General features: G+C 75.3%; 21 protein-coding genes. 6 read left to right on the forward strand and 15 right to left on the reverse strand.

Annotated features, from left to right (window positions below; genetic code table 11):
- Positions 1-208: 208 nt before the first annotated feature.
- From ABT160_RS22355 to ABT160_RS22375, 5 genes are all read right to left on the reverse strand, one after another.
- Positions 209-1,165 carry an aromatase/cyclase gene (locus tag ABT160_RS22355; RefSeq protein WP_351649487.1) on the reverse strand — a complete coding sequence of 319 codons (957 nt, stop codon included), beginning with the start codon at positions 1,163-1,165 and terminating at the stop codon, positions 209-211.
- 122 nt (positions 1,166-1,287) lie between these two features.
- Positions 1,288-2,070, reverse strand: coding sequence for a 3-oxoacyl-ACP reductase FabG (gene fabG / locus ABT160_RS22360; protein WP_351649488.1), 783 nt, complete (start codon positions 2,068-2,070; stop codon positions 1,288-1,290).
- Between the two features lie 2 nt (positions 2,071-2,072).
- Positions 2,073-3,812 (reverse strand): FAD-dependent oxidoreductase, encoded by a 1,740-nt coding sequence (locus ABT160_RS22365; protein WP_351649489.1) that lies wholly within the window; start codon positions 3,810-3,812, stop codon positions 2,073-2,075.
- Complete coding sequence (locus ABT160_RS22370; RefSeq protein ID WP_351649490.1) at positions 3,809-4,114, reverse strand: antibiotic biosynthesis monooxygenase family protein; 306 nt, start codon at positions 4,112-4,114, stop codon at positions 3,809-3,811. Before ABT160_RS22370 ends, ABT160_RS22365 begins: the two co-directional genes overlap by 4 nt.
- A gap of 42 nt (positions 4,115-4,156) precedes the next feature.
- On the reverse strand, positions 4,157-5,755 hold the full coding sequence (locus tag ABT160_RS22375) for a class I adenylate-forming enzyme family protein (protein WP_351649491.1): 1,599 nt from the start codon (positions 5,753-5,755) through the stop codon (positions 4,157-4,159).
- Between the two features lie 204 nt (positions 5,756-5,959).
- On the opposite strand from ABT160_RS22375, the gene ABT160_RS22380 reads away from it, so the two are divergent.
- Together ABT160_RS22380 and ABT160_RS22385 are read left to right on the forward strand one after the other, a co-directional pair.
- On the forward strand, positions 5,960-6,421 hold the full coding sequence (locus tag ABT160_RS22380) for a nuclear transport factor 2 family protein (RefSeq protein ID WP_351649492.1): 462 nt from the start codon (positions 5,960-5,962) through the stop codon (positions 6,419-6,421).
- A gap of 25 nt (positions 6,422-6,446) precedes the next feature.
- The gene (locus ABT160_RS22385; protein ID WP_351649493.1) at positions 6,447-6,908 is read left to right on the forward strand and encodes a nuclear transport factor 2 family protein; all 462 of its coding nucleotides are present in this window, start codon (positions 6,447-6,449) and stop codon (positions 6,906-6,908) included.
- Positions 6,909-7,011: 103 nt separating this feature from the next.
- Here the strand turns inward: ABT160_RS22385 and ABT160_RS22390 are convergent, their stop codons facing one another.
- The 7 genes from ABT160_RS22390 to ABT160_RS22420 all read right to left on the reverse strand — a co-directional run bounded on the left by ABT160_RS22390 (position 7,012) and on the right by ABT160_RS22420 (position 13,857).
- Entirely contained in the window at positions 7,012-7,932 is a 921-nt protein-coding gene (locus ABT160_RS22390; protein ID WP_351649494.1) for an MBL fold metallo-hydrolase, read from the reverse strand.
- A 4-nt stretch (positions 7,933-7,936) separates the two neighbouring features.
- The gene (locus tag ABT160_RS22395) at positions 7,937-9,268 is read right to left on the reverse strand and encodes an FAD-dependent monooxygenase (RefSeq protein ID WP_351649495.1); all 1,332 of its coding nucleotides are present in this window, start codon (positions 9,266-9,268) and stop codon (positions 7,937-7,939) included.
- 11 nt (positions 9,269-9,279) lie between these two features.
- Positions 9,280-9,543: an acyl carrier protein gene (locus ABT160_RS22400; RefSeq protein ID WP_351649496.1), complete on the reverse strand. Its 264-nt coding sequence runs from the start codon at positions 9,541-9,543 to the stop codon at positions 9,280-9,282.
- A gap of 76 nt (positions 9,544-9,619) precedes the next feature.
- Entirely contained in the window at positions 9,620-10,876 is a 1,257-nt protein-coding gene (locus tag ABT160_RS22405) for a beta-ketoacyl synthase N-terminal-like domain-containing protein (protein ID WP_351649497.1), read from the reverse strand.
- Positions 10,873-12,138, reverse strand: coding sequence for a beta-ketoacyl-[acyl-carrier-protein] synthase family protein (locus ABT160_RS22410; RefSeq protein WP_351649498.1), 1,266 nt, complete (start codon positions 12,136-12,138; stop codon positions 10,873-10,875). Before ABT160_RS22410 ends, ABT160_RS22405 begins: the two co-directional genes overlap by 4 nt.
- A gap of 41 nt (positions 12,139-12,179) precedes the next feature.
- A complete protein-coding gene (locus tag ABT160_RS22415; RefSeq protein WP_351649499.1) occupies positions 12,180-12,950 on the reverse strand; it encodes a thioesterase II family protein in 771 nt (256 codons plus the stop codon).
- An 85-nt stretch (positions 12,951-13,035) separates the two neighbouring features.
- A complete protein-coding gene (locus tag ABT160_RS22420) occupies positions 13,036-13,857 on the reverse strand; it encodes an AfsR/SARP family transcriptional regulator (protein WP_351649500.1) in 822 nt (273 codons plus the stop codon).
- 282 nt (positions 13,858-14,139) lie between these two features.
- On the opposite strand from ABT160_RS22420, the gene ABT160_RS22425 reads away from it, so the two are divergent.
- The gene (locus ABT160_RS22425) at positions 14,140-14,877 is read left to right on the forward strand and encodes a thioesterase II family protein (protein WP_351649501.1); all 738 of its coding nucleotides are present in this window, start codon (positions 14,140-14,142) and stop codon (positions 14,875-14,877) included.
- Complete coding sequence (locus tag ABT160_RS22430) at positions 14,874-15,869, forward strand: AfsR/SARP family transcriptional regulator (RefSeq protein WP_351649502.1); 996 nt, start codon at positions 14,874-14,876, stop codon at positions 15,867-15,869. Before ABT160_RS22425 ends, ABT160_RS22430 begins: the two co-directional genes overlap by 4 nt.
- Before the next feature lie 116 nt (positions 15,870-15,985).
- Here the strand turns inward: ABT160_RS22430 and ABT160_RS22435 are convergent, their stop codons facing one another.
- Positions 15,986-16,999, reverse strand: a complete 1,014-nt coding sequence (locus tag ABT160_RS22435) for a 3-oxoacyl-ACP synthase III family protein (RefSeq protein WP_351649503.1) — start codon at positions 16,997-16,999, stop codon at positions 15,986-15,988.
- Positions 16,996-17,763 (reverse strand): thioesterase II family protein, encoded by a 768-nt coding sequence (locus ABT160_RS22440; protein ID WP_351649504.1) that lies wholly within the window; start codon positions 17,761-17,763, stop codon positions 16,996-16,998. The genes ABT160_RS22435 and ABT160_RS22440 overlap by 4 nt, the downstream gene beginning before the upstream one ends.
- Positions 17,764-18,047: 284 nt before the next feature.
- Between ABT160_RS22440 and ccrA the strand changes: the two genes are divergently transcribed.
- The gene (gene ccrA / locus ABT160_RS22445; RefSeq protein ID WP_351649505.1) at positions 18,048-19,397 is read left to right on the forward strand and encodes a crotonyl-CoA carboxylase/reductase; all 1,350 of its coding nucleotides are present in this window, start codon (positions 18,048-18,050) and stop codon (positions 19,395-19,397) included.
- Positions 19,394-21,121: a 3-hydroxyacyl-CoA dehydrogenase family protein gene (locus ABT160_RS22450; protein WP_351649506.1), complete on the forward strand. Its 1,728-nt coding sequence runs from the start codon at positions 19,394-19,396 to the stop codon at positions 21,119-21,121. Before ccrA ends, ABT160_RS22450 begins: the two co-directional genes overlap by 4 nt.
- A gap of 18 nt (positions 21,122-21,139) precedes the next feature.
- On the opposite strand, the gene ABT160_RS22455 is transcribed toward ABT160_RS22450, so the two are convergent.
- Positions 21,140-23,443, reverse strand: coding sequence for a LuxR C-terminal-related transcriptional regulator (locus tag ABT160_RS22455; protein ID WP_351649507.1), 2,304 nt, complete (start codon positions 23,441-23,443; stop codon positions 21,140-21,142).
- Between the last annotated feature and the right edge of the window lie 74 nt (positions 23,444-23,517).

The raw sequence follows: 23,517 nt of genomic DNA on the forward strand, positions 1-23,517 counted from the left end.
GTGCGGGCGGCTAGAGCGGGGCATGAGCTGCGGTGGACGCTTGTGCGACCGGTCGCGTCGGGGTGGTGCGGAAGGTACGGAAGGGGGTGCGGGGGGCTCGGGGAACGGCCCCCGGAGGGCTGGAGGAACGGCCCGGAGGGTGTGCGAGACGGCCCCGCAGGATCCAAGGGACTCGGGAAACGGCCCCCGGAGGACTCCGGGGAAGCCCTCAGAGGACGGTGACGGCGCTCTCCGCGTGGCGCTTGGCGAGCCGCAGCGTGGCCGTCGAGTTGCGCCCGAGGGCCTCGCGTACGTAACGGCGCGCCCCGGCCAGGTCGGTGCCCGGGCCGAGGACCTTCTCGACCGCCTCCTCGCGCAGCACGACGCTGTGCTGGGAGACGACCGTCACGCCGGTCTCGTCGGGCAGCACCGACCACTCGCCGGTGTGTGCCTCCATCAGCGCGGGCGTCGTCGTCTGCTTGTAGACGATCCGCCCGGCGTGCGGGAAGCAGACCCGCACCGACTCGGTGGTGTGCGAGCTGCCGTCGGCGGTGACGGTGTCCATCGCCATCACCTGGACCCCGGGGGTGTCCTCGGTCAGCTCCATGCGGGAGACGTGCGGCAGCAGTTCGGGCCAGTCCCCCACCCGGTACAGGAAGTCGTAGACCAGCTCGGCCGGGCCGTTGACCCGGACCGCGTCCTCGAAGACCAGGACCAGCTCGTCCAGCCTGGTCCAGCGTTCGGCCAGGCGCTTGAGGTTGGCCAGTTCGGCGGTGGAGTTGGTGTCCGTGGCGCGCTCGACCCAGGCGACGTCCTCGGCGCGGTCGCCGCCGACGGTGAAGTCGTGCAGCAGCGTCAGGGCGGTGGTGCCGCCCGGCCGCTCCTCGACGACCCAGGTGCCGTTCATCGTCTCCAGCGGGGCCATCGGGTGGCTCTGGCGGAACGTGATGGTCCGTGCGGCGGAGTCCTGCACCCGTTCGGAGGTCCAGGAGCGGACCTCGCCGTTGGCCGTCGCCCACATGCGCAGCCGTTCCCGGGTGCCGTCGAACTCCAGCCGCTCCACGTGCACGTTGGGCGGGAAGAACAACGGCCACTGGACCGCGTCCGAGAGCAGTCCGTAGACCACCCCGGCGGGGGCGTCCACCTCCACCGAGTGCGACGTGCGGTGCACACGCTCACTGGACACCACGAACACCTCTTCATTCTTGGGACGGGGGACCGCCGGGCGGCTCGCCGGCGGTTGGCGGGGCGGGGCGGGACCGGTCGGAACGGGACGACCGGGCCCGGTCGGACCGGGACGGGACCCGGTCAGAAGTTGCCCAGGCCGCCGCAGACGTTGAGGGCCTGCGCGGTGATGGAGGCGGCGGGCTCGGAGGCCAGGTAGCCAACGAGCCCGGCGACCTCCTCGGGTGTGGAGTAGCGGCCGAGCGGGATCTTCGCCTCGAACTGCTCCTGGACGAACTCCTCGCTGGTGTCCCAGGCCGCCGCGTAGCCCTTGCGCACGCGCTCGGCCATCGGGGTCTCCACGTAGCCCGGGCAGACCGCGTTGACGGTCACGCCGGTGGGCGCCAGCTCGCGGCCCAGCGCCTTGGTGAAGCCGACCACGCCATGCTTGGAGGCGCTGTACGGGGCGCCCAGCAGGACGCCCTGCTTGCCCGCCGTGGAGGCGATGTTGATGATGCGGCCGTGCGCGGCGTCGGCCAGGCCGCCGTTCTTCAGCGCCTCCCGGGTCACCAGGAACACGCTGTTGAGGTTGGTGTCGATGACGTCGTACCAGAGGTCGTCGGCGATGTCGGCGGTCACGCCGCCCCCGCTGCGCCCGGCGTTGTTCACCAGCACGCTGATCGGTCCGTACGCCTCCACGACGGCCGCGACCAGCTCGGCCACCGCCTCGGGCGAGCGCACGTCGGCCGCCTGGCCGTCCACCTCCAGGCCCTCCTCGCGCAGGTCGGCGACGGTCTGCTTGACGTCGAGGGCGGTACGGGCGCACAGGAAGACGCGGTGGCCGCTGCGCGCGAGCTGCCGGGCGACCTCCAGACCGATGCCGCTGGTGGCTCCGGTGACCAGGGCGACGGGGTGGTTCTGGGACACGGTCAGTGCTCCTTCAGGCGGGGGGAGGACGTGGGCGGCAGGGCGAGGCCCGGCTCGTGCGGCGCCTCGTCGGCGATCCGGTCGGCGAGGTCCAGCGGGGCGAACGCCCCGGCCAGCGCGCCGCGGCTGAGTACGGAGCCGCGCGCGGCGACGTACCCGTCGGGACGCACCAGGAGCCAGCCGCCGGGCAGCAGGTTCAGCCCCCGGCGCAGGGTGTGGCCCGGGTCGTCCAGGGGCGCCGGGCCGTCGGGGCCCGAGCCGCCGACGGTGCGCACGGACAGCCACTCGCCGTACTGGGCGGCGGCGGTGAAGGCCACGCCGACCGGCACGTCGCCGGGGCCCTTGCCGCCGGCGGCGAGCAGCAGCGTCCAGCGCGGGTCGCGCAGTTCGGCGGCGTAGGCGCGGCTGCCGGGGCTGTCGCTGTCGTGCACCGGCGCGGCGGTGGCCCGCTGGCCGGGGTACGGGGCCGGGGTGGGCTCGGGGCCCGCCACGACGACCGGCCCGGCCCCGGAGACGTAGTCGAAGACGCCGGTGGTGGTCAGCGGCGACTCGTCGTAGCCGATGCGCAGCCCGGACATGCCGCCCAGGACCTTGCGCTGGATGGCGCGGCGCAGCGGCGGCACGTTGCGCACGACGGTGAAGACCACCGGCAGCGCCAGCGACGCCACCAGGTTCTTCAGCTGCACCAGGAAGGTGGCGGTGCGGGTGGAGCCGAGCAGCGCCTTGCCGATGGGCACGCGCTCCTCGCTGTAGGTCTCCAGGAGCCCGGCGCCCGCGTGGCCCTCCTCGACCGCGGCGAGCTTCCAGGCCAGGTTGTACGCCTCCTGGATGCCGGTGTTCATGCCCTGCCCGGAGGCGGGGCTGTGCACGTGCGCGGCGTCGCCCGCGACGAAGACGCGGCCGTCCTGCATGCGCTCCACCATGCGCTGCTGGAAGGTGAAGACGGACGTCCACTCGGTCTCGCCGACGACCACCGGGCGCCCCAGGCCCTTGGAGAGCTTGGCGGTCAGCCGCTCCTCGGCGGGGCGCGGGTCGTCCTCGCGGGACGCGGGCGCGGTGTCCAGCAGGCGCCAGTGGCCCTCGCGGGCGTAGGGCACCATCATCAGCGCCTGTCCGCCGGTGTGGGTCCAGTAGATGGTGTCGGGCGGCAGGTCGGTGGAGACCGGCGCGTCGGCGAGCATCCAGGTGTCGGCGCTCTCGCCGGCGAGCTTCAGCCCGAGCTGCTTGCGCACGGTGCTGTGGCCGCCGTCGCAGCCGACCAGCCAGTCCGCGTCGACCTGCTCCACCGTGCCGTCGGGGTGCGCCAGTTCGGCCCGCACGCCGTGCAGGTCCTGGGTGAAGCCGGTGAGCCTCACGCCCCACTCGACCTCGACGCCGAGCCGGGCCACGGCGGCGCGCAGCACGGTCTCGGTCTCGGTCTGGCCGATGACCAGGGTGTACGGGTACGCGGTCGGCATCGTCGAGTAGTCCGCGTCGAGCCGGACCAGGCGGCGGCCCTCGGCGTACATGGTGAAGGCCCGGTTCTTGCGGCCCCGGGCGATGATCTCGGAGACGACGCCCATCTGGTCGTACGTCTCCAGGGTGCGCGGGTGGGTGGCCACGGCCCGGCTGGTGCGCGCGGGCCCGGAGGCCGCGTCGACCAGGCGCACGCGCAGGCCCCGGCGGGCCAGCTCGTGGGCGGCGGTGAGCCCGACCGGTCCGGCCCCGGCGACGAGGACCTGCGGCTGGCCGGCGGGTATCACGCGGCGGCCCCGGCGACGGCGGGCTCTTCGACGGTCTCGTACAGGCCCGGGTCGGGGGTGGCCAGCGGGCCGAGGCCCTTGACGATGGACTGGAACTCCGGGCTGCGCACGGCCTGCTGGTGGGCGGCGGCGTCCTGCCACACGGCCAGCTCCAGGAAGACGTTCGGGGCCCCGGCGTGGCGCAGGGTCTGGTGGCTGACGTAGCCGGGCTGGGCGGCCATGAAGGAGGTGAGGCGCTGCTTGACGGCCAGGAACTCGTCGAGGTCGCCGTGGACGGTCAGCTTGTTGACGAAGGTCACCATGGTCTGCTCCAGGGTCGGTGCGGGAACGGGATCGGTGTGGGGTCAGACGGCGGCGCGTTCGCGCAACTGGGTGCGCAGGGAGCGCCGTTCGGGCTTTCCGCTGGGGGTGCGCGGCACCTCGTCGAGCGCCTCGGCGAGCCGGATCAGCTCGAAGTGGGCGAGCCGCTCGTTGGCGCGCGTGGTGATGGAGTCCAGGACGTCGAGGACGCCGGTGCCGGCGGGGCTGAGGTCGGCGATGCCGTACGGGTCGGCGGAGGCGCCCTCGGCGAGCACGATCCCGGCCCAGACCAGGCCGCCGTGCTCGGGGTCGGGCCAGTCGACGACGATGCAGTCGGCCACCCGGGGGTCCTCGGCGAGGATCCGCTCGACCTGGCTGGGCGAGACGATCTCGTTGTCGTACTTGAAGACGTCGGCGAGCCGGTCCACCAGCCGCAGATCCCCGTCGTCGTCGAGGTAGCCGACGTCGCCGGTGGAGAACCAGCCGTCGGCGTCGACGCGCGAGGGCTGTCGCTCCCCGAGGTAGCCGGCCATCAGCTGCGGGCCGCGCACCTGCACCTCGCCGGTGGACCAGACGGGCACCGGGGTGCCGGTGCCGATCGCGACCAGGCGGCACTCGGTCCCGGGGACCGGGCGGCCGACGGAGCCGGGGCGGTGCCGGTCCGGACGCTGGCAGTGCGTCAGCGGGGACAGCTCGGCCATGCCGTAGCCCTGGATGACGGGGACGCCGAGCGCGTCGGCCAGGGTGCGGGCGGCGTCGGGCCGCAGCCCGGAGCCGCCGGAGAGCACGGCCGTCAGCGGGCCGGTGAGCGGCCCGGCCCCGGCCAGCCGCGGGTCGGCGGCCAGCCGGTGCAGCCGGGCGGGCAGCCCGTAGTAGTGGGTGGCGCCGCGCTCGGCGGCCAGGGCGAGGGAGGCGACCGGGTCGGGGTCGGGGCACAGCACCTGCCGCGCCCCGGCGTAGATCGCCGAGTTGAGGTGCATGGTGTGGAACAGCGGCAGGTGGTTGAGGGTGACCGAGGAGGCGTCCACCCGGTGGGCGAGGGCGGTCTGGCGGGCGTTGGCGACCAGGTTGCGGTGGGTCAGGAGCACGCCCTTGGGCCGTCCGGTGGTGCCGGTGGTGAACTGCACGCAGGCCACCGCGCCGGGGTCGACGACCCGGGCGCCCCGGTCGTCGCGCTCCTCCTCCAGCACCCCGGACAGCGGCACCGCGTCGCCCGGGGCGACCCCGTCGGCCGCGTCGGTGGCCACGACGACCCGCAGCCGGGGCAGCGCGCCGCGCAGCTTGGTGAGCAGCTCGGCGGTGGCGCCGGGCACCAGGGCCAGCTCCACCGCGCCCTGCGTGATGACGTGCCGCAGCCCGTCCTCGCTGATCAGCGGGTTGACCAGGACCACGGTCGCGCCGGCCCGGAGCGTCCCGTAGTAGGTGGCGGCGAACACCGGGTCGAGCACGTTGGCGACGCCGACCCGGGCTCCCGGGGCGCACTCGGCCCGCACGTAGGCGGCCACCTGGTCGGCCCGGGCGTCCAGCTCGGCGAAGGTGAGCGCGGTGCCGCCGCTCTGGACGGCGATGCCGTCCGGGTCGCGGACGGCCGCCGCGCGCAGCAGTCCGTCCAGCGGGAGGTCCGGGTACGTGAAGTTCGGCACGGCTCGTTCTCCTCCGCTGGCACTGGCATCCGCTGTTCGTGCTCTGTTCGTGTTCGTGCGCTGTTCGTGCTCTCACGTTCGGCGGGCGCGCTTGAGGAATCTTCGAAGAGTGCTCGATCTGGAGTGCGGAGAGTGTCGTCGTACGACGGAAGAAGTCGACACGACCGACAACGGAAGAACGACGACGGAAGAAGGGGTGCACGCATGACCTCCGAAACGCTCACCCGCCCCGAACTCGCGCCTGCGCCAGTGGAGTTCGGCACGCTCTACGGAGAGGTCCAGCAGTACTACGCGCACCAGATGCAGCTGTTCGACCAGCACGACGCCGAGCGCTGGGCCGGCACGTTCACCGAGGACGCGGTCTTCAGCGTGCCGACCCTGGACGAGCCGGTGCGCGGGCGCGCGGGCCTGGCCGCCAACGTGCGGCGCAACAAGCACCAGCAGGCGCGCAGCGGCGAGCAGCTGCGGCACTGGATCGGCATGCTCGACCTGGACCCGCAGCCCGACGGCACCCTGCACACCCGCTGCTACGCGCTGGTCTACCTGACGCCGCGCGGCGGCGACGCCCGGGTGCACCGCTTCTGCGTGATGGAGGACGTGCTGGTGCGCTCGCGCGGCAAGTGGCGCACCCGCTACCGCCTCGTCACCCGCGACGACCTGGCCTGAGCCGACGGAACCCCGAGGAATCCCCATGACGACGTACGCGACCGAGCCCCACGCCCCCGCCGACCTGGCGGCCGTCTACGCCCAGGTGCAGAACTTCTACGCCCGCCAGGTGCGGCTGCTCGACGCCCTGGACGCGGAGGAGTTCGCCGCCACGTTCACCGAGGACGGCGTCTTCTCCCCCACCCCCACGGCCCCGGCCGCCCGCGGCCGCGCGGAGATCGCCGCGGCCCTGCGCGCCGCCCACGCCCGCAAGTTCGGCACGGACCCGGTGCGCCGCCGCCACTGGTTCAACATGCTGGAGGTCCGTCCGGGCGCCGACGGGCTGCTGCGCACCCACTTCTACTCGATGGTCCTGGTCACCCGCCCCTGGGACCCGGCGCCGGTGACGGCCCCGAGCAGCGTGGTGGAGGACGTCCTGGAGCGCGACGCGACGGGCGCCCTGCTGACCAGGGAACGGCGCGTGACGCCGGACCACCTGTCGTTCTAGGGGCACCGCCTCCGGGAGGCCGGTGACACGCCTCGGGGGGCGTCCTGCCGGTCCGGCCGCGAGCCGGGCCTGGTCGGCAGGACGCCCCCCGAGGGGCGGAGCGTCAGGCGTGGCAGGCCGGGAGCCCGCCGTGGTGCTCGGTCATCTCCGCGAACAGCGCCGGGACGTCCAGCGGCACGCCCGGCTCCGCGCCTCGCTCCTCCGCGTACGCCCGGTGCAGGTTGGGGACCAGGCGCTCGGCGTCGAGCAGGTCGGCGAACGGGCCGGGGCCCGACTCGCGGGCGACCTCCAGCGGGGTGAGGCCCGCCGCGACGCCCTCGCGGGCGAGGTCCTGGAGGCGGCGCAGGTAGGCCTCGTTGAGGTCGTACAGCTCGGGGCCGCCGACCGGGCCGTGCCCGGGGACGACCGTCGTGGCGCCCAGCGCCCGCAGCCGGTCCAGCGCGGCCAGGGAGCCGGAGACCGAGCCCATCGGGCAGAACGGGGTGGCGCCGGCCATGACGAGGTCGCCGGTGAACACCACGCCCCGCTCGGGCAGGTGCACGACCGTGTCGCCGGTGGTGTGCGCGGGCCCCACGTGCAGCAGTTCGGCCCGCAGCGGGCCCAGGTGCAGGGTCATCCGGGTGCGGTAGGTGAGGGCGGGCGTGACCAGGGTCAGCTCGCCCCACTCCACGTCGGGCCAGAGCCCGGCCATGTGCAGCCCGGCCCGCTCGGCGTCCTCCCGCGCGTGCTCGTGGCCGATGACGACGGCCTCGGGGAAGAGGAAGTTGCCGAAGGTGTGGTCGCCGTGGAAGTGGGTGTTGACCACGGTGCGCGGCGGGCCCGGCGCCAGGCGCAGCGCCTCGGCGCGCAGCGCGCGGGCCCGGGCGGCGGTGGCGACGGTGTCGACGAGGGCGCTCGCGCCCCCGCCGACGAGGATCCCGGCGTTGTTCAGGCACCAGCCGCCGTCGGGCTGGACGTAGGCGAAGACGCCGTCGGCGACCTCGGTGGCGCGCACGGGGGCGCCGGTCGTACGGCTGGGTGGCACGGGGTCAGCTCCTGGTGGTGGCGGGGGTCTCGGGCAGGTCCAGGGCGGTGGGCGACGGCTCCGGCGCGGCGGGCGGCGCCGCCGTGAACAGGTCCGTCCGCACCTGGACCGGGTCCGTCCCGTACGCGATCCTGCGGGTGATCTTCCCGCCGATCGCGGTGCGCCCGACGACCGCCGCCGCGCGCGAGCGCAGCCGGGTGGTGACCGGTCCGCCCCGGCCGAGCAGGGCCTTGGCCTGGACGCGCTGCATGCGGTGGACGGCCGCGGCCGCGGGCCTGCGCCGTTCCTCGTACGCGCTCAGCCGCTCCCGGCTCGGGTCGCCCTCGCGCACCGCGTCGAGCAGGACCGGGTGCGCGGCGGCGGCGTCCTGCAGGGCGAGGTTGATGCCCTGGGCGCCGATCGGGCCGTGGGTGTGGGCGCTGTCGCCGACCAGCACGAAGCCGTCGCGGGTCCAGGTGCGGGCCTGCGCGGCGAACACGTCGAGCAGCGTCAGGTCGGACAGGCTGCGCAGGTGCTCGTGCAGCAGGTCGGCGAAGTGCGGCAGCGCCTCGGCCAGTTCGCGGCGGATCGGGTCGATGCCGCGGGCCGCGGCCTTGTTCCAGGTGCGGTGCGGCAGCGTCCAGCCGATGCGCAGCCGCTCCGGGTGGGCGTCGTGCACCAGCAGGGCGCCGCCCTCGACGCGGTGGACGCGCACGTACCCGGTGGCACGGCCGGGGGCGGGCAGCGAGAACCAGACCACGTCCTGGTCGAACGCCTCGGTGCGCCCGGAGTCGATGCCGGCCAGCGTCCGGGTGCGCGAGAAGCGCCCGTCGGCGCCGGCGACCACGGCGGCGCGCACGGTCACCGGCCGGCCGCCGGGCCCCGCGGCGGTCACGCCCGCGATCCGCCCGTCCTCCTCCACCAGGCCCTTGACCCGGTGCCCTTCGAGGTGGAGGAAGCCCGGCAGCGCCCGGCAGGCCTCGGTGAGCTCGGCGAGCAGGTGCACCTGGGGCAGCGCGAGCAGGTTGTCGTACGGGGCGTCCAGGCGGCGGTAGTCCACGTCGAGCAGCAGCCGCTCGTCCTGGAGCACCTGGAAGCCGTCGAGGGCGCACGCGCCGCGGGCGCGGGCGGCGTCGAGCACGCCCAGCTGGTCCAGGATCCGCTGCCCGCCGGGCTGCAGGATCTCCCCGTGGAAGTCGCGGCGCAGCGCGGTGGAGCGCTCCAGCAGGGCCACCCGCAGGCCCGAGCGCAGCAGCATCAGGGTCAGGGCGAGCCCGGCGGGCCCGGCTCCCACGACGCAGACGTCGGCCCGCAGTTCGCCCGCGGAACCCATGGCGGGTACGGCTCTCCGGGTCATCGCGCCACCCCTCAGGCCGCGGCCCGCGCGGACAGCGCCGCGTTGACCAGGTCCATGATCAGGCGCGGGGTGTCCGCCTCGTCCAGCGCCTCCTCGTCGAGCGTGACCTCGAAGTCGCGCTCGATGACGCCGATGGTCTGGAGCAGCGCCAGCGAGTCGTAGCCCAGCTCGAAGAACGACTCGTCCAGGTTGCTCTCGTCCAGCGGCAGTCCTTCGCCCTCGCCCGCGGCGTCGCGCAGCAGGGTGGCGAGGTGGCTGAGTTCCAGGCGGTCCACGGTGATGCCTCTCGTGAGTGCGTACGTCGGTCTCCGCCCCGGGGACGCCGCGGCGGGTGCCGGGGCGGGCCGGGGCTCAGCGTGCGGCGGCGCGCACGACGGTGGCGGCGTTGAAGCCGCCCCGTCCCCGGGCCAGCACCAGGGCGGTGCGCAGCCGGGTCTCGCGCGGGGCCCCGGTGACCAGGTCCACCGGGCAGTCGTCGGCGGCGCGCGCGGTGCCCGGGGTGGGCGGCACCACCTGGTCGCGCAGGGCGAGCAGGGCGGCGGCGAGGTCCAGGGCGGAACCGCCCGAGACCAGGCGTCCGGTCATCGCCTTGGGGGCCGTGACGGGCACCCCGTAAGGCCCGAAGAGCTCGGCCAGGGCCCGGGCCTCGGCCCGGTCGGCGGCCCGCTCCCCCGCCGCGTCGGCGAACACCACGTCCACGTCAGCGGGGTTCACCCCGGCGTCGGCGAGCGCCAGGCGCGCCGCGTCCAGCAGCCGGGGCTGCCCGCCGCCGGGGGCCGGGTCGAAGGTGGCGGCGCAGCCGACGACGGTGCCGTACACGGTGGCGTGGCGCTCGCGGGCGGCGTCGCCGTCCTCCAGGACGAACAGGGCGCCGCCCTCGCCGACGACGTGGCCCGAGGCCTCCGCGTCGAACGGCAGGTAGGCGCGGGCCGGGTCGTCGGCGGTGCTCAGGCCGCCCGCGGCGAGCTGGGCGGTCCAGCCCCAGGGGCACACGGCGGCGTCGGCGCCGCCGGTGACCACGGCGCGCACGCCCTTGCGGAGCTGGCGGCGGGCCTGGGCGACCGCGTCGAGGCCGCCGGCCTGCTCGGAGACGACGACGCCGCTGGGGCCGCGCAGTCCGTGCCGGATGGATATCTGGCCGGAGTTGGCGGCGTAGAACCAGGCGAAGGACTGGTAGGCGCTGACGTGCTTGCTGTCCTTGCTCCACAGCTCCTGCAGCTCGCGCTGGCCGAACTCGAAGCCGCCGATCGCGTTCGCGGTGACCACGCCGACGGCGTAGTCGGGCAGGGCGGCCGGGTCGAGGTCCGCGTCGGCCAGTGCCTCGGCGGCGGCGGCCAGCGCGAGCCGGGTGACGCGGTCGGTCTGCGGGATCAGCTTGCCGGAGACGTGCTCCTCGTCGACGAAGCCGGTGACCTCGCCCGCGAACTTCGCGGGGTAGCCGGAGGCGTCGAAGCGGGTGACGGGCGCGATGGCGCTCTCGCCGCGCAGCGCGGCGGCCCACCACTCCTCGGTGCCCACGCCACCGGGCGCGACGATCCCGATGCCGGTGACGGCGGCGTCCACGGTACGGACGGCGAGCAGGCCCGCCTCCTCTGCTGCGGCGGTCACGCGGCCTCCCCCAGGCGTCGGGTGGTGAGCACCATGGCGCTCTGGAACCCGCCGAAGCCGCTGCCGACGCTGAGGACGGTCTCGGTGCGCTGCGCGCGGGCGACCAGCGGCGTGTAGTCGAGGTCGCAGGCGGGGTCGGGGTCGTGCAGGTTGGCGGTGGGCGGCACCAGGTCGTGCTCGATGGCGAGCGCGCTGGCGGCGATCTCCAGGGAGCCGATGGCGCCGAGCGAGTGCCCGATCATCGACTTCACGGAGCTGACCGGCACCCGGTGGGCGTGCGCGCCCAGGCTCTTCTTGAACGCGGCGGTCTCGTGCTTGTCGTTCTGCTTGGTGCCCGAGCCGTGCGCGTTGACGTAGTCCACGTGCGTGGCGTCGAGCCGGGCCTCGTCGAGGGCGAGCCGGACGGCCTCGGCCATCTCCAGGCCGTCCAGGCGCAGTCCGGTCATGTGGTACGCGTTGGAGCGCGAGGCGAACCCGGCGATCTCGGCGTACACGTGGGCGCCCCGGCGCAGCGCGTGGCCGTACTCCTCCAGGACCAGGACCGCGCTGCCCTCGCCCAGGACGAAGCCGTTGCGGCTGCGGTCGAAGGGGCGCGAGGCGGTCTCCGGCTCGTCGTTGCGCGCGGAGGTGGCCCGGATCGCGTCGAAGGACGACAGGGTGATCGGGGTGATCGGGGCCTCGGAGGCGCCCGCCAGCATGACGTCCGTACTGCCCTCGCGGATCAGCTCGACGGCGTGGCCGATCGAGTCGAGGCCGGAGGTGCAGCCGGTGGAGACCACGGCGACGGGGCCCTGGGCGCCGGTCGCGCGGGCCACCTCGGCGGCCATGGAGCTGGGGGCGAGGTAGTCGCCGAGCCGGGCGTCGGCCCGGGTGTGGTCGAGCAGCCACTCGCTGCCGCCCCGGCTGACGTGCGCGTACACCTCGTCGAGGCCGGTGCTGCAGCCGACGGCGGTGCCCAGGGTGACCCCGGTGCGCAGCGGGTCGGCGGCGGTGCCGACGCCGCTGTCGGCGACCGCCTCGCGCGCGGCGACCAGGGCGAACTGGGCGGCCCGGTCGAGGCGGTGGGCCTCCTGCGGGCTGAAGCCGTGCTCGGCCGGGTCGAAGTCCGCCTCGGCGGCGATCCGCGAGCGGAACGTCGAGGCGTCGAAGAGGGTGATGCCGCGGGTCGCGGTGCGGCCCTCGCTGAGCAGTGACCAGAAGGCCTTGGTGCCCACGCCGCCCGGGGCGACGACTCCGATCCCGGTGATGACGACGCGTCTCATGGGTTGTCCCTCACGCTCGGTCCTCCTGGCTGGCGGTTCGGTCAGCCGCGCGCGGCGGCCGGGGCGCGGTCCGCTGCGAGGCGGCCGACGACGCGACAGGCGCGCCCGATCAGCCGGGGCAGTTCACGTCCGCGTACGAAGAAGTGGTCGCCGGGCACCGTGCGGGCGACGACCGGGCCGGTGGTCCAGGACCGCCAGCCCGCCATCGCCTCGAGCTGGGCGAGCGGGTCGTCCCGGCCCGCCACGAGCAGCACGGGCACGTCCAGGGGCGGGCCCTGCAGCGGCTCGCGGGCGGCCTTGCGCAGTTCGTCGGCGAGGATCAGGTCGTCGCGCAGCACCGGCATCACGGCCCGGTGCCAGAAGCCTCCGACGGCCGCCCCCTCGGGCAGCGCGTCCGCCTCGTCGAGCAGGCTCATCAGCAGCTCGTCGGACTCGCGACAGGCGTCGGAGAGCGAGGAGCTGCGGTCCGGCGGCGGGGAGGCGCCCAGCGCGAGGAGCGCGGGTCCCGGCAGGCCCGCCTCGTGCAGGGCGCGGGTGAGCGTGTAGGCGACCAGCGCGCCCAGGCTGTGCCCGTAGAGCACGTACGGCTCGTGCGGGCCGCCGGGGCCCGTGGCGACCTTGTGCAGCAGGTCGTCCAGCAGGCCCTGGCGGTCGGTCAGGCGCGGTTCGCGGCGCCGGCCCTCGCGCCCCGGCAGCAGGTGCGCCGACTGCTCGACGCCCGGCCCGAGGTGGTTCGGCCAGCCGAAGTAGGCCGACACCCCCGCTCCGGCGTGCGCGAAGCAGTGCAGCCGTACGGGCCGTTCCTCGGACATGCGGCGTCCCTCCTGCCGGGTGGGCCGGGCCGCGCCCGGTCTCGTCCGTCGAGGCTCGTCGAGCCGCCTCGAACGACGCTCGTGCTCAGGCCGCGTACAGGTCGAAGGTCGAGGTGCGCCGCGGCCCGCTGAGCACGTCCAGGGCCGGGTCGACCGTCAGCATCGCCTGGTGCAGCCGCTGGAGCTGCGGCGAAGGCTCCACGCCCAGGTCCTCGATCAGGCGCATGCGGAGCTTGCGGTACACGTCGAGTGCGGTGGCCTGGCGGCCCGAACGGTAGAGCGCGACCATCGCCTGCGAGTGCAGGCCCTCGTGCTGGGGGTGACGGGCTATCAGATCGGTGAGCTCGGCGATGAGTTCGGTGTGCCGGCCGAGCCGCAGATCGGCGTCGATGCGCCGCTCGACGGTCACCAGACGGCTCTCCTCCAGGCGCATCACCTCGATCTCGAGGATCGGCCCGACCCGTACGTCGACCAGGGCGGAGCCCTGCCACATCGCCAGCGCCTGGCGGAACATGCCCGCGGCGCGGTCGTCGTCACCGTCCTCGAACGCGCCCTGCCCGGCCGTCACCAGCTGCTCGTAGCGGTGCACGTCCACGCACTCGGGCGGGATCTGCAGCAGGTAACCACCGTGCCGGGTGGCGAGCACGTCCTTGGCCGTGCCCGGGGCGTCCGGCCCCATGGCCGTGCCCAGGCGGCGGCGCAGCTGCAGGATGTACGTCTGCAGCGTCGTCATGGCGCTCTGGGGCATGTTGGTGCCCCAGATCTCCTCCATGAGTGTGGGGACGGGCATGACCCGCCCCGGGTAGAAGGCGAGCAGGGCGAGAATCTGCCTCGGCTTGCCCGCGGTCGGAACGATCGAACCCCCGTTGACGTCTGCGCTCAACGGACCCAGAACCTGAATCTCCACGGTTTCCTCCCGTACCTGGTCGAGTTCCCTCGATGGCTCAAAGCCGTCGGCGCCCAGCACGCTAGCCCCGTTCCCGCAGCGCCCCCCGAAACCTCCACCCGCGTTCAAGTGGCCTTCCACGGAGGCCCTTTCACCGCTTGTGCCGGTCACTTGAGAACGCGCGTACGGGAGCTGGAACTCCGGTCGCACGCGCCACCGACCGCCCCGCCCGGCCGGTACCGTCCGAAAACCCTCGCCCTGCCCGCGGTCGCCCCGGCCGCCCCTGCCGCCGACGGAGGCCTCATGGAACTGCGCCTGTTCGTGTTCCACCACGCCGGTGGGTCCCACCTGCTCTACCGGGACTGGCCCGCCCGCTTCCCGGCCGGCTGGGACGTGCGCCTGGTGGACGCCCCCGGCCACGGACTGCTCGGCGACCAGCCGACGCTCACCGAGGCGCACGCCCTGGTCGACCACTTCCTGCGCACCCTGGGCCCCGAACTCACCGGCCGCTACGCCCTGTTCGGGCACAGCATGGGCGGCCTGGTCGCCTACGAGCTGACCCGCAGGCTGCTCGCCGAGGGCCGCACACCACCGCTCTGGCTCGGCCTGTCGGCGCGCGGCACCCCGCGCCCCGAGGGCGACGGCACCACCCGCCACCTGCTCGACGACGCCGGGCTGCGCCGCGAGCTGGCCGCCATGGGCGGCACCCCCGCGGCCGTCCTCGACGACCCCGAGCTCTGGGAGGTCTTCGGGCCCGCCATCCGCGGCGACCTGCGGCTGGTGGAGACCTGGCGGCCCACCCGGCAGGGCGGCCCGCTGCCCGTGCCGGTGTCGGTGTTCGGCGGCACCCGCGACGAGGTCGCGCCGCCCGGCCGGCTCGCCGGGTGGTCGGACCTGACCACCCGGTTCCTGGGCCTGCACCTCTTCGACGGCGGCCACTTCTACTTCCAGCAGGACCCCACCGCGCTCACCGAGCAGATCGCGGACGACCTGCACTGCGCCCTGGTCCTCGGCGGAGCCGTCCGCGCGGTGCCCCGATGACGGTCCTCGGCCTGGGCCGCGCCGCGCCGCCGGAGGCACGGGCCGACGCGAACACCGAGTTCCGGCTCCTGGGGCCGGTCGAGGTGCACGACGTGCGCACCGGCACGGGCATCGCCCCGCCCGGCTCCAAGCAGCGCGCCCTGCTCTCCGCGTTCGTGGTCCACGCGGGCGAACTGCTCTCCGTGGACCGCCTCACCGAGGAACTGTGGGGCGACGCGCCGCCCGCCAACTCGGCCAACGCCCTGCAGGCGCACGTCGCCCGGCTGCGCAGGCTGCTGCCGGGGCCGGAGTCCCCCGGCGACCCCGCCCACGAGTGGATCAGCACGCTGCCCACCGGCTACCTGCTCAGCCTGGGCCGTGCCAGCACCGACGTGGACACCTTCCACCGGCTCTCCGCGCAGGGCCGCGCGGCGGCGGCCACCGACCCCGGGTACGCCACCGACCTGCTGCGCCGCGCCCTCGGGCTGTGGCGCGGACCCGCGCTCCAGGACAGCCGCTACGGCCCGATCTGCACCGCCGAGGCCGACCGCCTCGAGGAGAACCGGCTCTCCGCCCTGGAGACCCTCTACGACGCGAGCCTGCGCTGCGCCCAGCACGGCGAGATCACCGGCGAGCTGGAGAAGCTGACCGCCGACCACCCGCTGCGCGAGCGCTTCTACGACCTGCTCATGGTGGCCCTGTACCGCAGCGGCCGGCAGGCGGAGGCGCTCGGCGTGTACGAACGGGCCCGGCGCCGCCTGGTGGACGCGCTGGGCATCGAGCCGGGCCCGGCGCTGCGCGGCCGGATGGAGGCCATCCTCAACCACGCGCCGGACCTGACGGCCCCCTCCCCCGCCCCGGCGGGCTCAGGACCGATGGTGCTGGACGACGCGCTGGAGCTGGGTGGGGAGATAGCCCGGCTGCAACGGCGCATCGAGGACCTCAACCGCGAGCAGGAGGCGCTGATCCGCCGGTTCGACGCACTGGTGGCACGGCTGCCGCAGACGACCTGAGCGCCCGTACGGCTACGCGTGCGTCCTGAGGGCTCGTACGGTACGGCTGCCGCGGACGTCCTGAGCCTCAGGTTCCGTACGACGGCCCCCGGCTCCCGACTCCCCGACCCTCCTCCTCAGCGCCCCCACCGCAGCAGCGTCGTCCCCAGCGTCATGCCGCCGCCGAACCCGGCGAGCAGCACCACCTCGTCGTCCAGCGGCACCCCGGATCGGCGCGCGTGGTCCAGGGCCAGCGGGATCGAGGCGGCCCCGGTGTTGCCGTGGCGCACCACCGGCAGGTGGATCCGCGCGGTGCCCAGGCCCAGTTGCCCGGCCACGGCCCGCAGCATCTCGCCGTTGGCCTGGTGCGGCACGAAGTGGGCCACGTCGGCCGCGGCCACGCCGAACTCCTCCAGCGAGGCGGCCACCGCGACCGGCAGCTCCCGCTCCACGTACTCCCGCACGCCGCGCCCCTGCATCCGGAAGAAGTGGTCGCCGCGGATCACGCTCTTCTCGGAGGCGGGCATCCGGCTGCCGCCCGCGGTGACGCCGATCAGGTCGTTCAGGTGCCCGTCGGTGCGCAGCGAGGTGCCGATGAAGCCGCGGTCCCCGCGCACCGGGCCGATCACCACGGCGCCCGCGCCGTCGCCGAACAGCGGCGCGGTCCTGCGGTCGGTCAGGTCCAGGATCCGCGAGTACACCTCGGTGCCCACGACCAGGCCGAGCCCGCCGCCCGCACCGGGTCCCGCGAGCAGCCGCGAGCAGGTGTGCAGGGCCGCGACGAACCCCGCGCAGACCGCGTTCACGTCGAACGCGGCCGCGCCCCGGGCGCCGATGCGGTGCTGCACCAGCGCGGCCGTGGCGGGCTGCGGGTGGTCGGGCGTGGAGGTCGCCACCACGATCCAGTCCAGGTCGCGGGCGTGGGCGCCCGCGTCGGCGAGGGCGCGCACGGCGGCCTCGACGGCGAGGTCGGACGCGGCCTCGTGCTCGGCCGCGTACCGCCGCTCCACGACCCCGGTCTTGCGCTCGATCCACTCGGCGCTCACCCCGGCCCTGGCGCCGACGACCGCGTTGGTGACGACGCGTTCGGGCAGGTAGGAGCCGGTGCCCAGGACGCCCGTACCGCCGGACGCCGGCGTGTGGACGGTCATGACGCGGCCACCGGGGTCCTGGCGAGGCGCTCGCGGACGGTGCCGAGCACCTCGGCCGCCCGGTCGACGAGGAAGAAGTGGCCGCCGGGCAGCACCCGCAGGTCGAAACGGGACGCGGTGAGCTCGCGCCAGCGCGCCACCTCCGCCACCGCGGCCTTGGGGTCGGCGTCGCCGGTGAACGCGGTGACCGGGCACCGCAGCGGGGCGCCGGGCCGGTACTGGTAGCGGCGCACCGCCCCGTAGTCGGCGCGCAGCGCGGGCAGGATCATCTCCAGCATCTCCTCGTCGTCGAGGAGCCCGTCGCCGGTGCCGTTGAGCGCCCGGATCTCGGCGACGACCTGCTCGTCGGTGCGCGGCTGCGAGGTGTCGCCCGCGCGGTCGAGGGCCGGGGAACGGCGCCCGGAGACGAACAGCTCGACGGGCCCGCGGCCGGCGGCCTCCAGGCGCCGGGCGGCCTCGAAGCCCACGATGGCGCCCATGCTGTGCCCGAAGAGGGCGTACGGCTTGTCGGTCAGCGGCTCCAGGGCCTCCGCGATCCGCTCCGCGAGGACCTCCAGGTCGACCGCGGCCGGCTCGTGGCGCCGCTCCTGGCGGCCCGGGTACTGCACGGCAAGCACCTCGACGTCCGGGGCGAGCGCCTGGGCCACGGGGTGGTAGAAGGTCGCCGAACCCCCGGCGTGCGCCAGGCAGACGAGGCGCGCGGGGGCGTCGGGTGCGGGGCGGTAGTTCCGGAACCAGGGGTCGCCGCCGGTGGTGCCCGTCATGAGAGTTCTCCTCGCCGATCGCGAACGGACCAAGGGAGCGTGGCCGGGGGAGCGTGGACGCACGGTCCCCGACACCCACCGTCGCGCCCCCGCCAACCCGGGGGACACCCCTGTCCTCCCCCTAACCCGCGGGCCCCGGGACACAGGGGCCGGTCAGGGGTCCCCGGGCCGCCGGGCGCGGCCGCACCCTGCTGGGAAGTGCTCGCCGTGCTCCGCTCCCCTCACGCGCACGCTGCGCTCTCCCGACACCGACTCCCGACTCCGAGGGAACCAAGGGAATTCACGTGGAAGAGATCATCAGCGCCCTTCTCTCCGAGGATGCGACGCCGCGCGACTTCGCGGGTCTGCGACTCCCCGACAGCTACCGCGGTGCCGTGGTCCGCAAGGAGGACACCGGCATGTTCGACGGCATGGACACCCGCGACAAGGACCCGCGCAAGTCGCTGCACCTGCAGGACGTCCCGGTGCCGGAGCCGTCGGCGGGCGAGGCGCTCGTCGCCGTGATGGCCTCCTCGGTGAACTACAACACCGTGTGGACCTCGATCTTCGAGCCGCTGCCCACGTTCGGTTTCCTGGAGCGGTACGCGAAGCGGTCCCCGAGCGCCGCCCGGCACGACCAGCCGTACCACGTCATCGGCTCCGACCTGTCGGGCGTCGTGCTGCGCACCGGCCCGGGCGTCAACCGCTGGAAGGTCGGCGACCGCGTGGTGGCCCACTGCCTCTCGGTGGAGCTGGAGTCGGCGGACGGGCACGGCGACACGATGCTCGACCCCGAGCAGCGCATCTGGGGCTTTGAGACCAACTTCGGCGGCCTCGCCGAGCTCGCGCTGGTGAAGTCCAACCAGCTGATGCCCAAGCCCGAGCACCTGACCTGGGAGGAAGCCGCCTCGCCGGGCCTGGTGAACTCCACCGCCTACCGCCAGCTGGTCTCGCGCAACGGCGCCGGGATGAAGCAGGGCGACAACGTCCTCATCTGGGGCGCCAGCGGCGGACTCGGGTCGTACGCGACGCAGCTCGCGCTGGCCGGCGGCGCCAATCCGGTGTGCGTGGTCTCCAGCCCGGAGAAGGCCGCGATCTGCCGCGCGATGGGCGCCGAGGCGGTCATCGACCGCAACGCCGAGGGCTATCAGTTCTGGAAGGACGAGCACACCCAGGACCCCAAGGAGTGGAAGCGGTTCGGCAAGCGGATCCGCGAGCTGACCGGCGGCGAGGACGTCGACATCGTCTTCGAGCACCCCGGCCGCGAGACCTTCGGCGCCTCGGTCTACGTGACCCGCAAGGGCGGCACCGTGGTGACCTGCGCCTCCACCTCGGGCTTCAAGCACGAGTACGACAACCGCTACCTGTGGATGTCGCTCAAGCGCATCATCGGCTCCCACTTCGCCAACTACCGCGAGGCCTGGGAGGCCAACCGCCTGATCGTGAAGGGGAAGATCCACCCGACCCTCTCCAAGGTCTACTCCCTGGAGGAGACCGGCCAGGCCGCCTACGACGTCCACCGCAACCTGCACCAGGGCAAGGTCGGCGTCCTCGCCCTGTCGCCCCGCGAGGGCCTGGGCGTACGGAACGAGGAACTACGGGCGAAGCACCTCGACGCCATCAACCGCTTCCGCGAGGGGGCGACGACGGCATGAGCGCGCCGACCACCGCCGTCGTCGGCCTGGGCTCGGTCGGCGAGGCCCTGCTGCACCTGCTGCACGCGGCCGGCCACCGCGTGGTCGCGGTCGACACCGACCTGGACGCCCTGGCCCGCGCGGGCCGCCGGCTGAAGGCCGCGTTCCCCGAGGGCCCCGACCGGCCCGCGGTCACCTTCACCGCCGACCACGCCTTGGTGCGCGGCGCGGGCATCGTCGTGGAGGCCGTGCCGGAGGACGCCGCCCTCAAGTCGGCCGTGCTGTCCCGGATCGTCGCGCTGGTGCCGCCCGGCACACCGCTGGTGACCACCACGGCGGGCCTGTCCGTGGCGCGCCTCGGCACCTCCGCGGGACGGCCCGCGGACGTGGTGGGGCTGCGGCTGTTCGGCCCGCCGGCGCCCGGCGCCCCGGCCGTGCCGGTGCGCACCGCCCTGGCCTCGCGGCCCACCGCTACCGCGCTGGACGGCCTGGTCGCGGACACCGGCCTGACTCCGGTCCCGATCGGGGCCCGCCCGGCCGCCGACGCGACCGCGCTGGTCCTGGCCTTCCTCAACCGCGCCGTCGTGCTGCGCGACGAGGGCTACGCCACCGCGTCCGGCATCGACACCGCCATGCGGCTGGGCTGCGGCCTGCCCGCGGGCCCGTTGGAGACGCTGGACCGGATCGGCCTGGACACCGCGCACCGCGCGCTGTGCGAGCTGTGGCGGCGCACCGGCGACCACGCCTTCGAGCCCGCGCCGCTGCTGAGCCGGATGGTGGCCGCCGAACGCCTGGGCCGCAAGACGGGCCGGGGCTTCTACGCGTACGACGACGCGGGCGCGGTCCTCGACCGCGCCGACGACGGGGCCCGCCCGGCCGGGACGGCCCGTCCGGTGCGGCGCGTCGGCGTGGTCGGCTCCGGCGCGATGGCCCGCGGCATCGCCGAGGTCACCGCGTCGGCGGGGCACCCGACGGTCCTCCTGGCGCGCTCCACCGACAAGGCGGACCGGGCGCTCACCGCGATCGAGGAGTCCCTGACGCGCGGCGTGCGGCGCGGCAAGGTGACCGCCCGGGGCAAGGAGGACGCGCTCGACCTGCTCGACGCCACCGCCGACCCGGGGTGGCTGTCCGGCTGCGACCTGGTGATCGAGGCGGTCGCCGAGGACCTGGCCGCCAAGCGTGCGGTGTTCGCCCGGCTCGGCGAGGTGTGCGCCCCCGGCACGGTGCTCGCCACGACCACCTCCTCCCTCCCGGTGGCCGAGTGCGCCCGCGCCTCGGGCCGCCCCGCCGACGTGGTCGGCGTCCACTTCTTCAACCCGGCGCCGGTGATGCGCCTGGTGGAGCTGGTGCACACGGACGCGGCGGCCCCGGACGCGCTGGCCACGGCCCGCGCCTTCGTGACGGGCCTGGGCAAGACGGCGGTGGAGTGCGCCGACCGCACCGGGTTCATCGTCAACGGCCTGCTGTTCCCCTACCTGGGCGCGGCGCTGGCCCTGCTGGACCGGGCCGACGTGGACATCGAGGAGACGGACGCGGCGATCCAGCGCGGGTTCGGCTACCCCATGGGCCCGTTCGCGCTGCTCGACACGATCGGCCTCGACGTGTCACTGGCCATCCAGGAGCGGCTGTACGAGGACTTCGCGACGCCGGAGCACGAGCCGTCCCCGGTCCTGGCGGAGCTGGTGGCCGCCGGCCTGCTGGGCCGCAAGAACGAGCGGGGCCTGTGCACGGCGGGGGCGCGCTGAGGAGGGCGGTGCCGGTGCTCAGGACGCCGTCGGCACCACCAGTTCGGCGAGACCGGTCCGGGTCTTCACGCGCAGCTTGCGGTAGATCCGGGTCAGGTGCTGCTCGACGGTGCTGGGGGTCACGTACAGCCGGGCCGCGATCGAGCGGTTGGTGCAGCCCTGGGCGACCAGCACCGCGACCCGCCGCTCGGCCTCGGTGAGTACGTCGATGGGGTCGCCGCCCTCCCCCGGCGCGCCGCCCCCCGCGCGCAGCGCCTCGGCCGCGTGCGGGTGCCAGTCCAGGGCCCCGGCGGGCTCGACGCGCCAGCCGGCCAGGGCGTCGCGGCAGGCGTGGAAGTCGCCGAGCGCGGCGCGCGGCCGGCCGAGGGCGAGGTGGTGTCGGCCCCGGGCCAGCAGGTAGTGCAGCCCCGCGCGGCTGCGGAACATGGCGTCCGGCACGGGTACGGCGAGCAGCCGGGCCGCCTCCTCGGGCCGCCCGAGCCGGTGCGCCGCCAGGACCCCCGCCGCCAGCGGCATGCCGAGCGCCACGCCCCAGCCGTCGTGCGGGACCAGGTCGAGCGCCTGCCGCACCCGGTGCGCGGCGCCCTCGGGGTCGCCGGTGCGCAGCCGCACCACGGCGGCGGCCGCCAGGGCCACGGCCCGCCGGGTCGGCGAGGTGGCGGCGGGTTCGGTGTCGGTGAGCGCGCACCAGTGCGCGGCGCGCCGGGTCTCCCCCGCCCAGAGCAGGGCGGCGAGCACGGCGGGGGCCCCGGGCGCGGGCGCGTGGCCGTACGTCAGGGAGACCAGGACGCGTTCGGCGACGCCCTCCGGGGCGTCGGGGTCAACGAGGGGTGACGGGTCCCCGGCCCTGTCACCGCGTGACGGGGCCCGGGGGTTATCACGCCGTGATAGGTCGACCGGGCCGGCCGGAGCGACCGGGTTATCACGCCGTGATAGGTCCACCGACCCATTCGGGTAGACATATCCGATCAAGTCCGCCAATTCCGCTGCCATGACCGGGTCTTCGAGCGCCCTCGCGGCACGCGTCGCGGCCTCCACGCGCCCGTGCCAGAGCAGCGGCCCGACCGCGTCGGCGGACCGACCGCCCTCCAGGACCGGGAGGTGGCGCGCCACGGCCGCCGGGTCCAGCTCCCACTCGGCCCGGGCCAGCGCCGGTACGAGCCGCGCGTCACCGTCCGACCTGCGCGCCGCCGCCCGCAGGAACCGCGCCGCCCGCCGCGACCCGTCCCCGCCCGCCCGCGCCGCGTGCCGGGCGGCCTCCGCGAGCAGCGGCGCGGCCCACGCGGGACCGGGCCCCGCGCCGTCGGCGGCCTCCAGGTGCCGCGCCACGAGCGGCAGTTCGCCGCCGTCCTCGTAGAGCACCCGGGCCGCCCCGGCGTGCAGCCGGGCGGCCTCGCCGGGCGGCAGGCCGGCCAGCACGGCGGCGCGCACGCCCTCGTGGCGCAGCCGTCCCCCGTCGAGCAGCCCGGCCGCGGCCAGGGCCTCCAGGGCGACGCCCACGGCCCGCTCCTCACGCCCGAGCAGCCGGGCGAGCCGGGTCAGCGTGGCGGTGTCGGCGAGCACGGCCAGGGCCCGGGCGGTGTCCGCGGCGCCCTCCACCGCGCCGCGCAGGCAGCCCGCGACCGCGCGGCGGAAGGCGGCGCCCGCCACCGGCCGCGACGAGCGCACCGGCGCACAGGCCCGGTGGTCCTCCACCAGGCCCCGCAGCAGCGCGGGGTTGCCGCCGCTGAACCGGTACCAGTCGGCGGCCCGCGCGGGCACGCCCTCGGCCGCCAGGAGTTCACCGACGTCCGACTCGGCCAGGTTGGCCAGCGCCACCCCGGTCAGCCGCGGATGGCGCAGCAGCCCGGCCAGCGGTGACTCGTCGGCCGCCGCGGCGCCGGTGCGCGCGGCCAGGACGAGCACGACGCCGCGCGCCGCGAGCCGTCCGCACAGGTAGAGCAGGCAGCGGGCGGAGGGTCCGTCCGCGTACGGCACGTCGTCGACCAGGACGGCCACCGGCCGCCCGTCGGCCCGGTCGCGCAGCGCCTCGTCCAGCGCCTCGGGCCCCTCGCCGGGCTCCTCCCGTACGGTGCTGAGCAGTTGCCCCGCCACACCGAGCGGCACGTCGGCCTCGGCCGGGGACGCGGTGGCGGCCAGCACCAGGGCCCCGCCCCGCGCGGCGCGGAGCGCGAAGGCGTCCAGGAGCGCGGACTTGCCGCTGCCGGGACCGCCGGTCACCAGGGCGGCGCCGCCGGTGCCCCGCCGCGCGTCCGCGAGCAGGCTTTCGAGGAGGGCGAGTTCGCCACCGCGCCGTACCAGCACCACGGGCGCCGCCCCCATCCCTCGCGGACCCCTCGACCGGCGGCCCGTCCCTCCCTGAAGCCTCCTGAGAAGTGTGCACAGGGCGGCGGGGG

Source organism: Streptomyces sp. NPDC001941, assembly GCF_040296945.1.
GTDB lineage: Bacteria > Actinomycetota > Actinomycetes > Streptomycetales > Streptomycetaceae > Streptomyces.

Excerpts from the sequence above, each read along its gene's own strand:
- ABT160_RS22370 (WP_351649490.1), bottom strand. The coding sequence starts at position 4,114 with ATGGTGACCTTCGTCAACAAGCTGACCGTCCACGGCGACCTCGACGAG.
- ABT160_RS22380 (WP_351649492.1), top strand. The coding sequence starts at position 5,960 with ATGACCTCCGAAACGCTCACCCGCCCCGAACTCGCGCCTGCGCCAGTG.
- ABT160_RS22385 (WP_351649493.1), top strand. The coding sequence starts at position 6,447 with ATGACGACGTACGCGACCGAGCCCCACGCCCCCGCCGACCTGGCGGCC.
- ABT160_RS22395 (WP_351649495.1), bottom strand. The coding sequence starts at position 9,268 with ATGACCCGGAGAGCCGTACCCGCCATGGGTTCCGCGGGCGAACTGCGG.
- ABT160_RS22410 (WP_351649498.1), bottom strand. The coding sequence starts at position 12,138 with ATGAGACGCGTCGTCATCACCGGGATCGGAGTCGTCGCCCCGGGCGGC.
- ABT160_RS22415 (WP_351649499.1), bottom strand. The coding sequence starts at position 12,950 with ATGTCCGAGGAACGGCCCGTACGGCTGCACTGCTTCGCGCACGCCGGA.
- ABT160_RS22425 (WP_351649501.1), top strand. The coding sequence starts at position 14,140 with ATGGAACTGCGCCTGTTCGTGTTCCACCACGCCGGTGGGTCCCACCTG.
- ABT160_RS22430 (WP_351649502.1), top strand. The coding sequence starts at position 14,874 with ATGACGGTCCTCGGCCTGGGCCGCGCCGCGCCGCCGGAGGCACGGGCC.
- ABT160_RS22435 (WP_351649503.1), bottom strand. The coding sequence starts at position 16,999 with ATGACCGTCCACACGCCGGCGTCCGGCGGTACGGGCGTCCTGGGCACC.
- ABT160_RS22440 (WP_351649504.1), bottom strand. The coding sequence starts at position 17,763 with ATGACGGGCACCACCGGCGGCGACCCCTGGTTCCGGAACTACCGCCCC.
- ABT160_RS22450 (WP_351649506.1), top strand. The coding sequence starts at position 19,394 with ATGAGCGCGCCGACCACCGCCGTCGTCGGCCTGGGCTCGGTCGGCGAG.
- ABT160_RS22455 (WP_351649507.1), bottom strand. The coding sequence starts at position 23,443 with ATGGGGGCGGCGCCCGTGGTGCTGGTACGGCGCGGTGGCGAACTCGCC.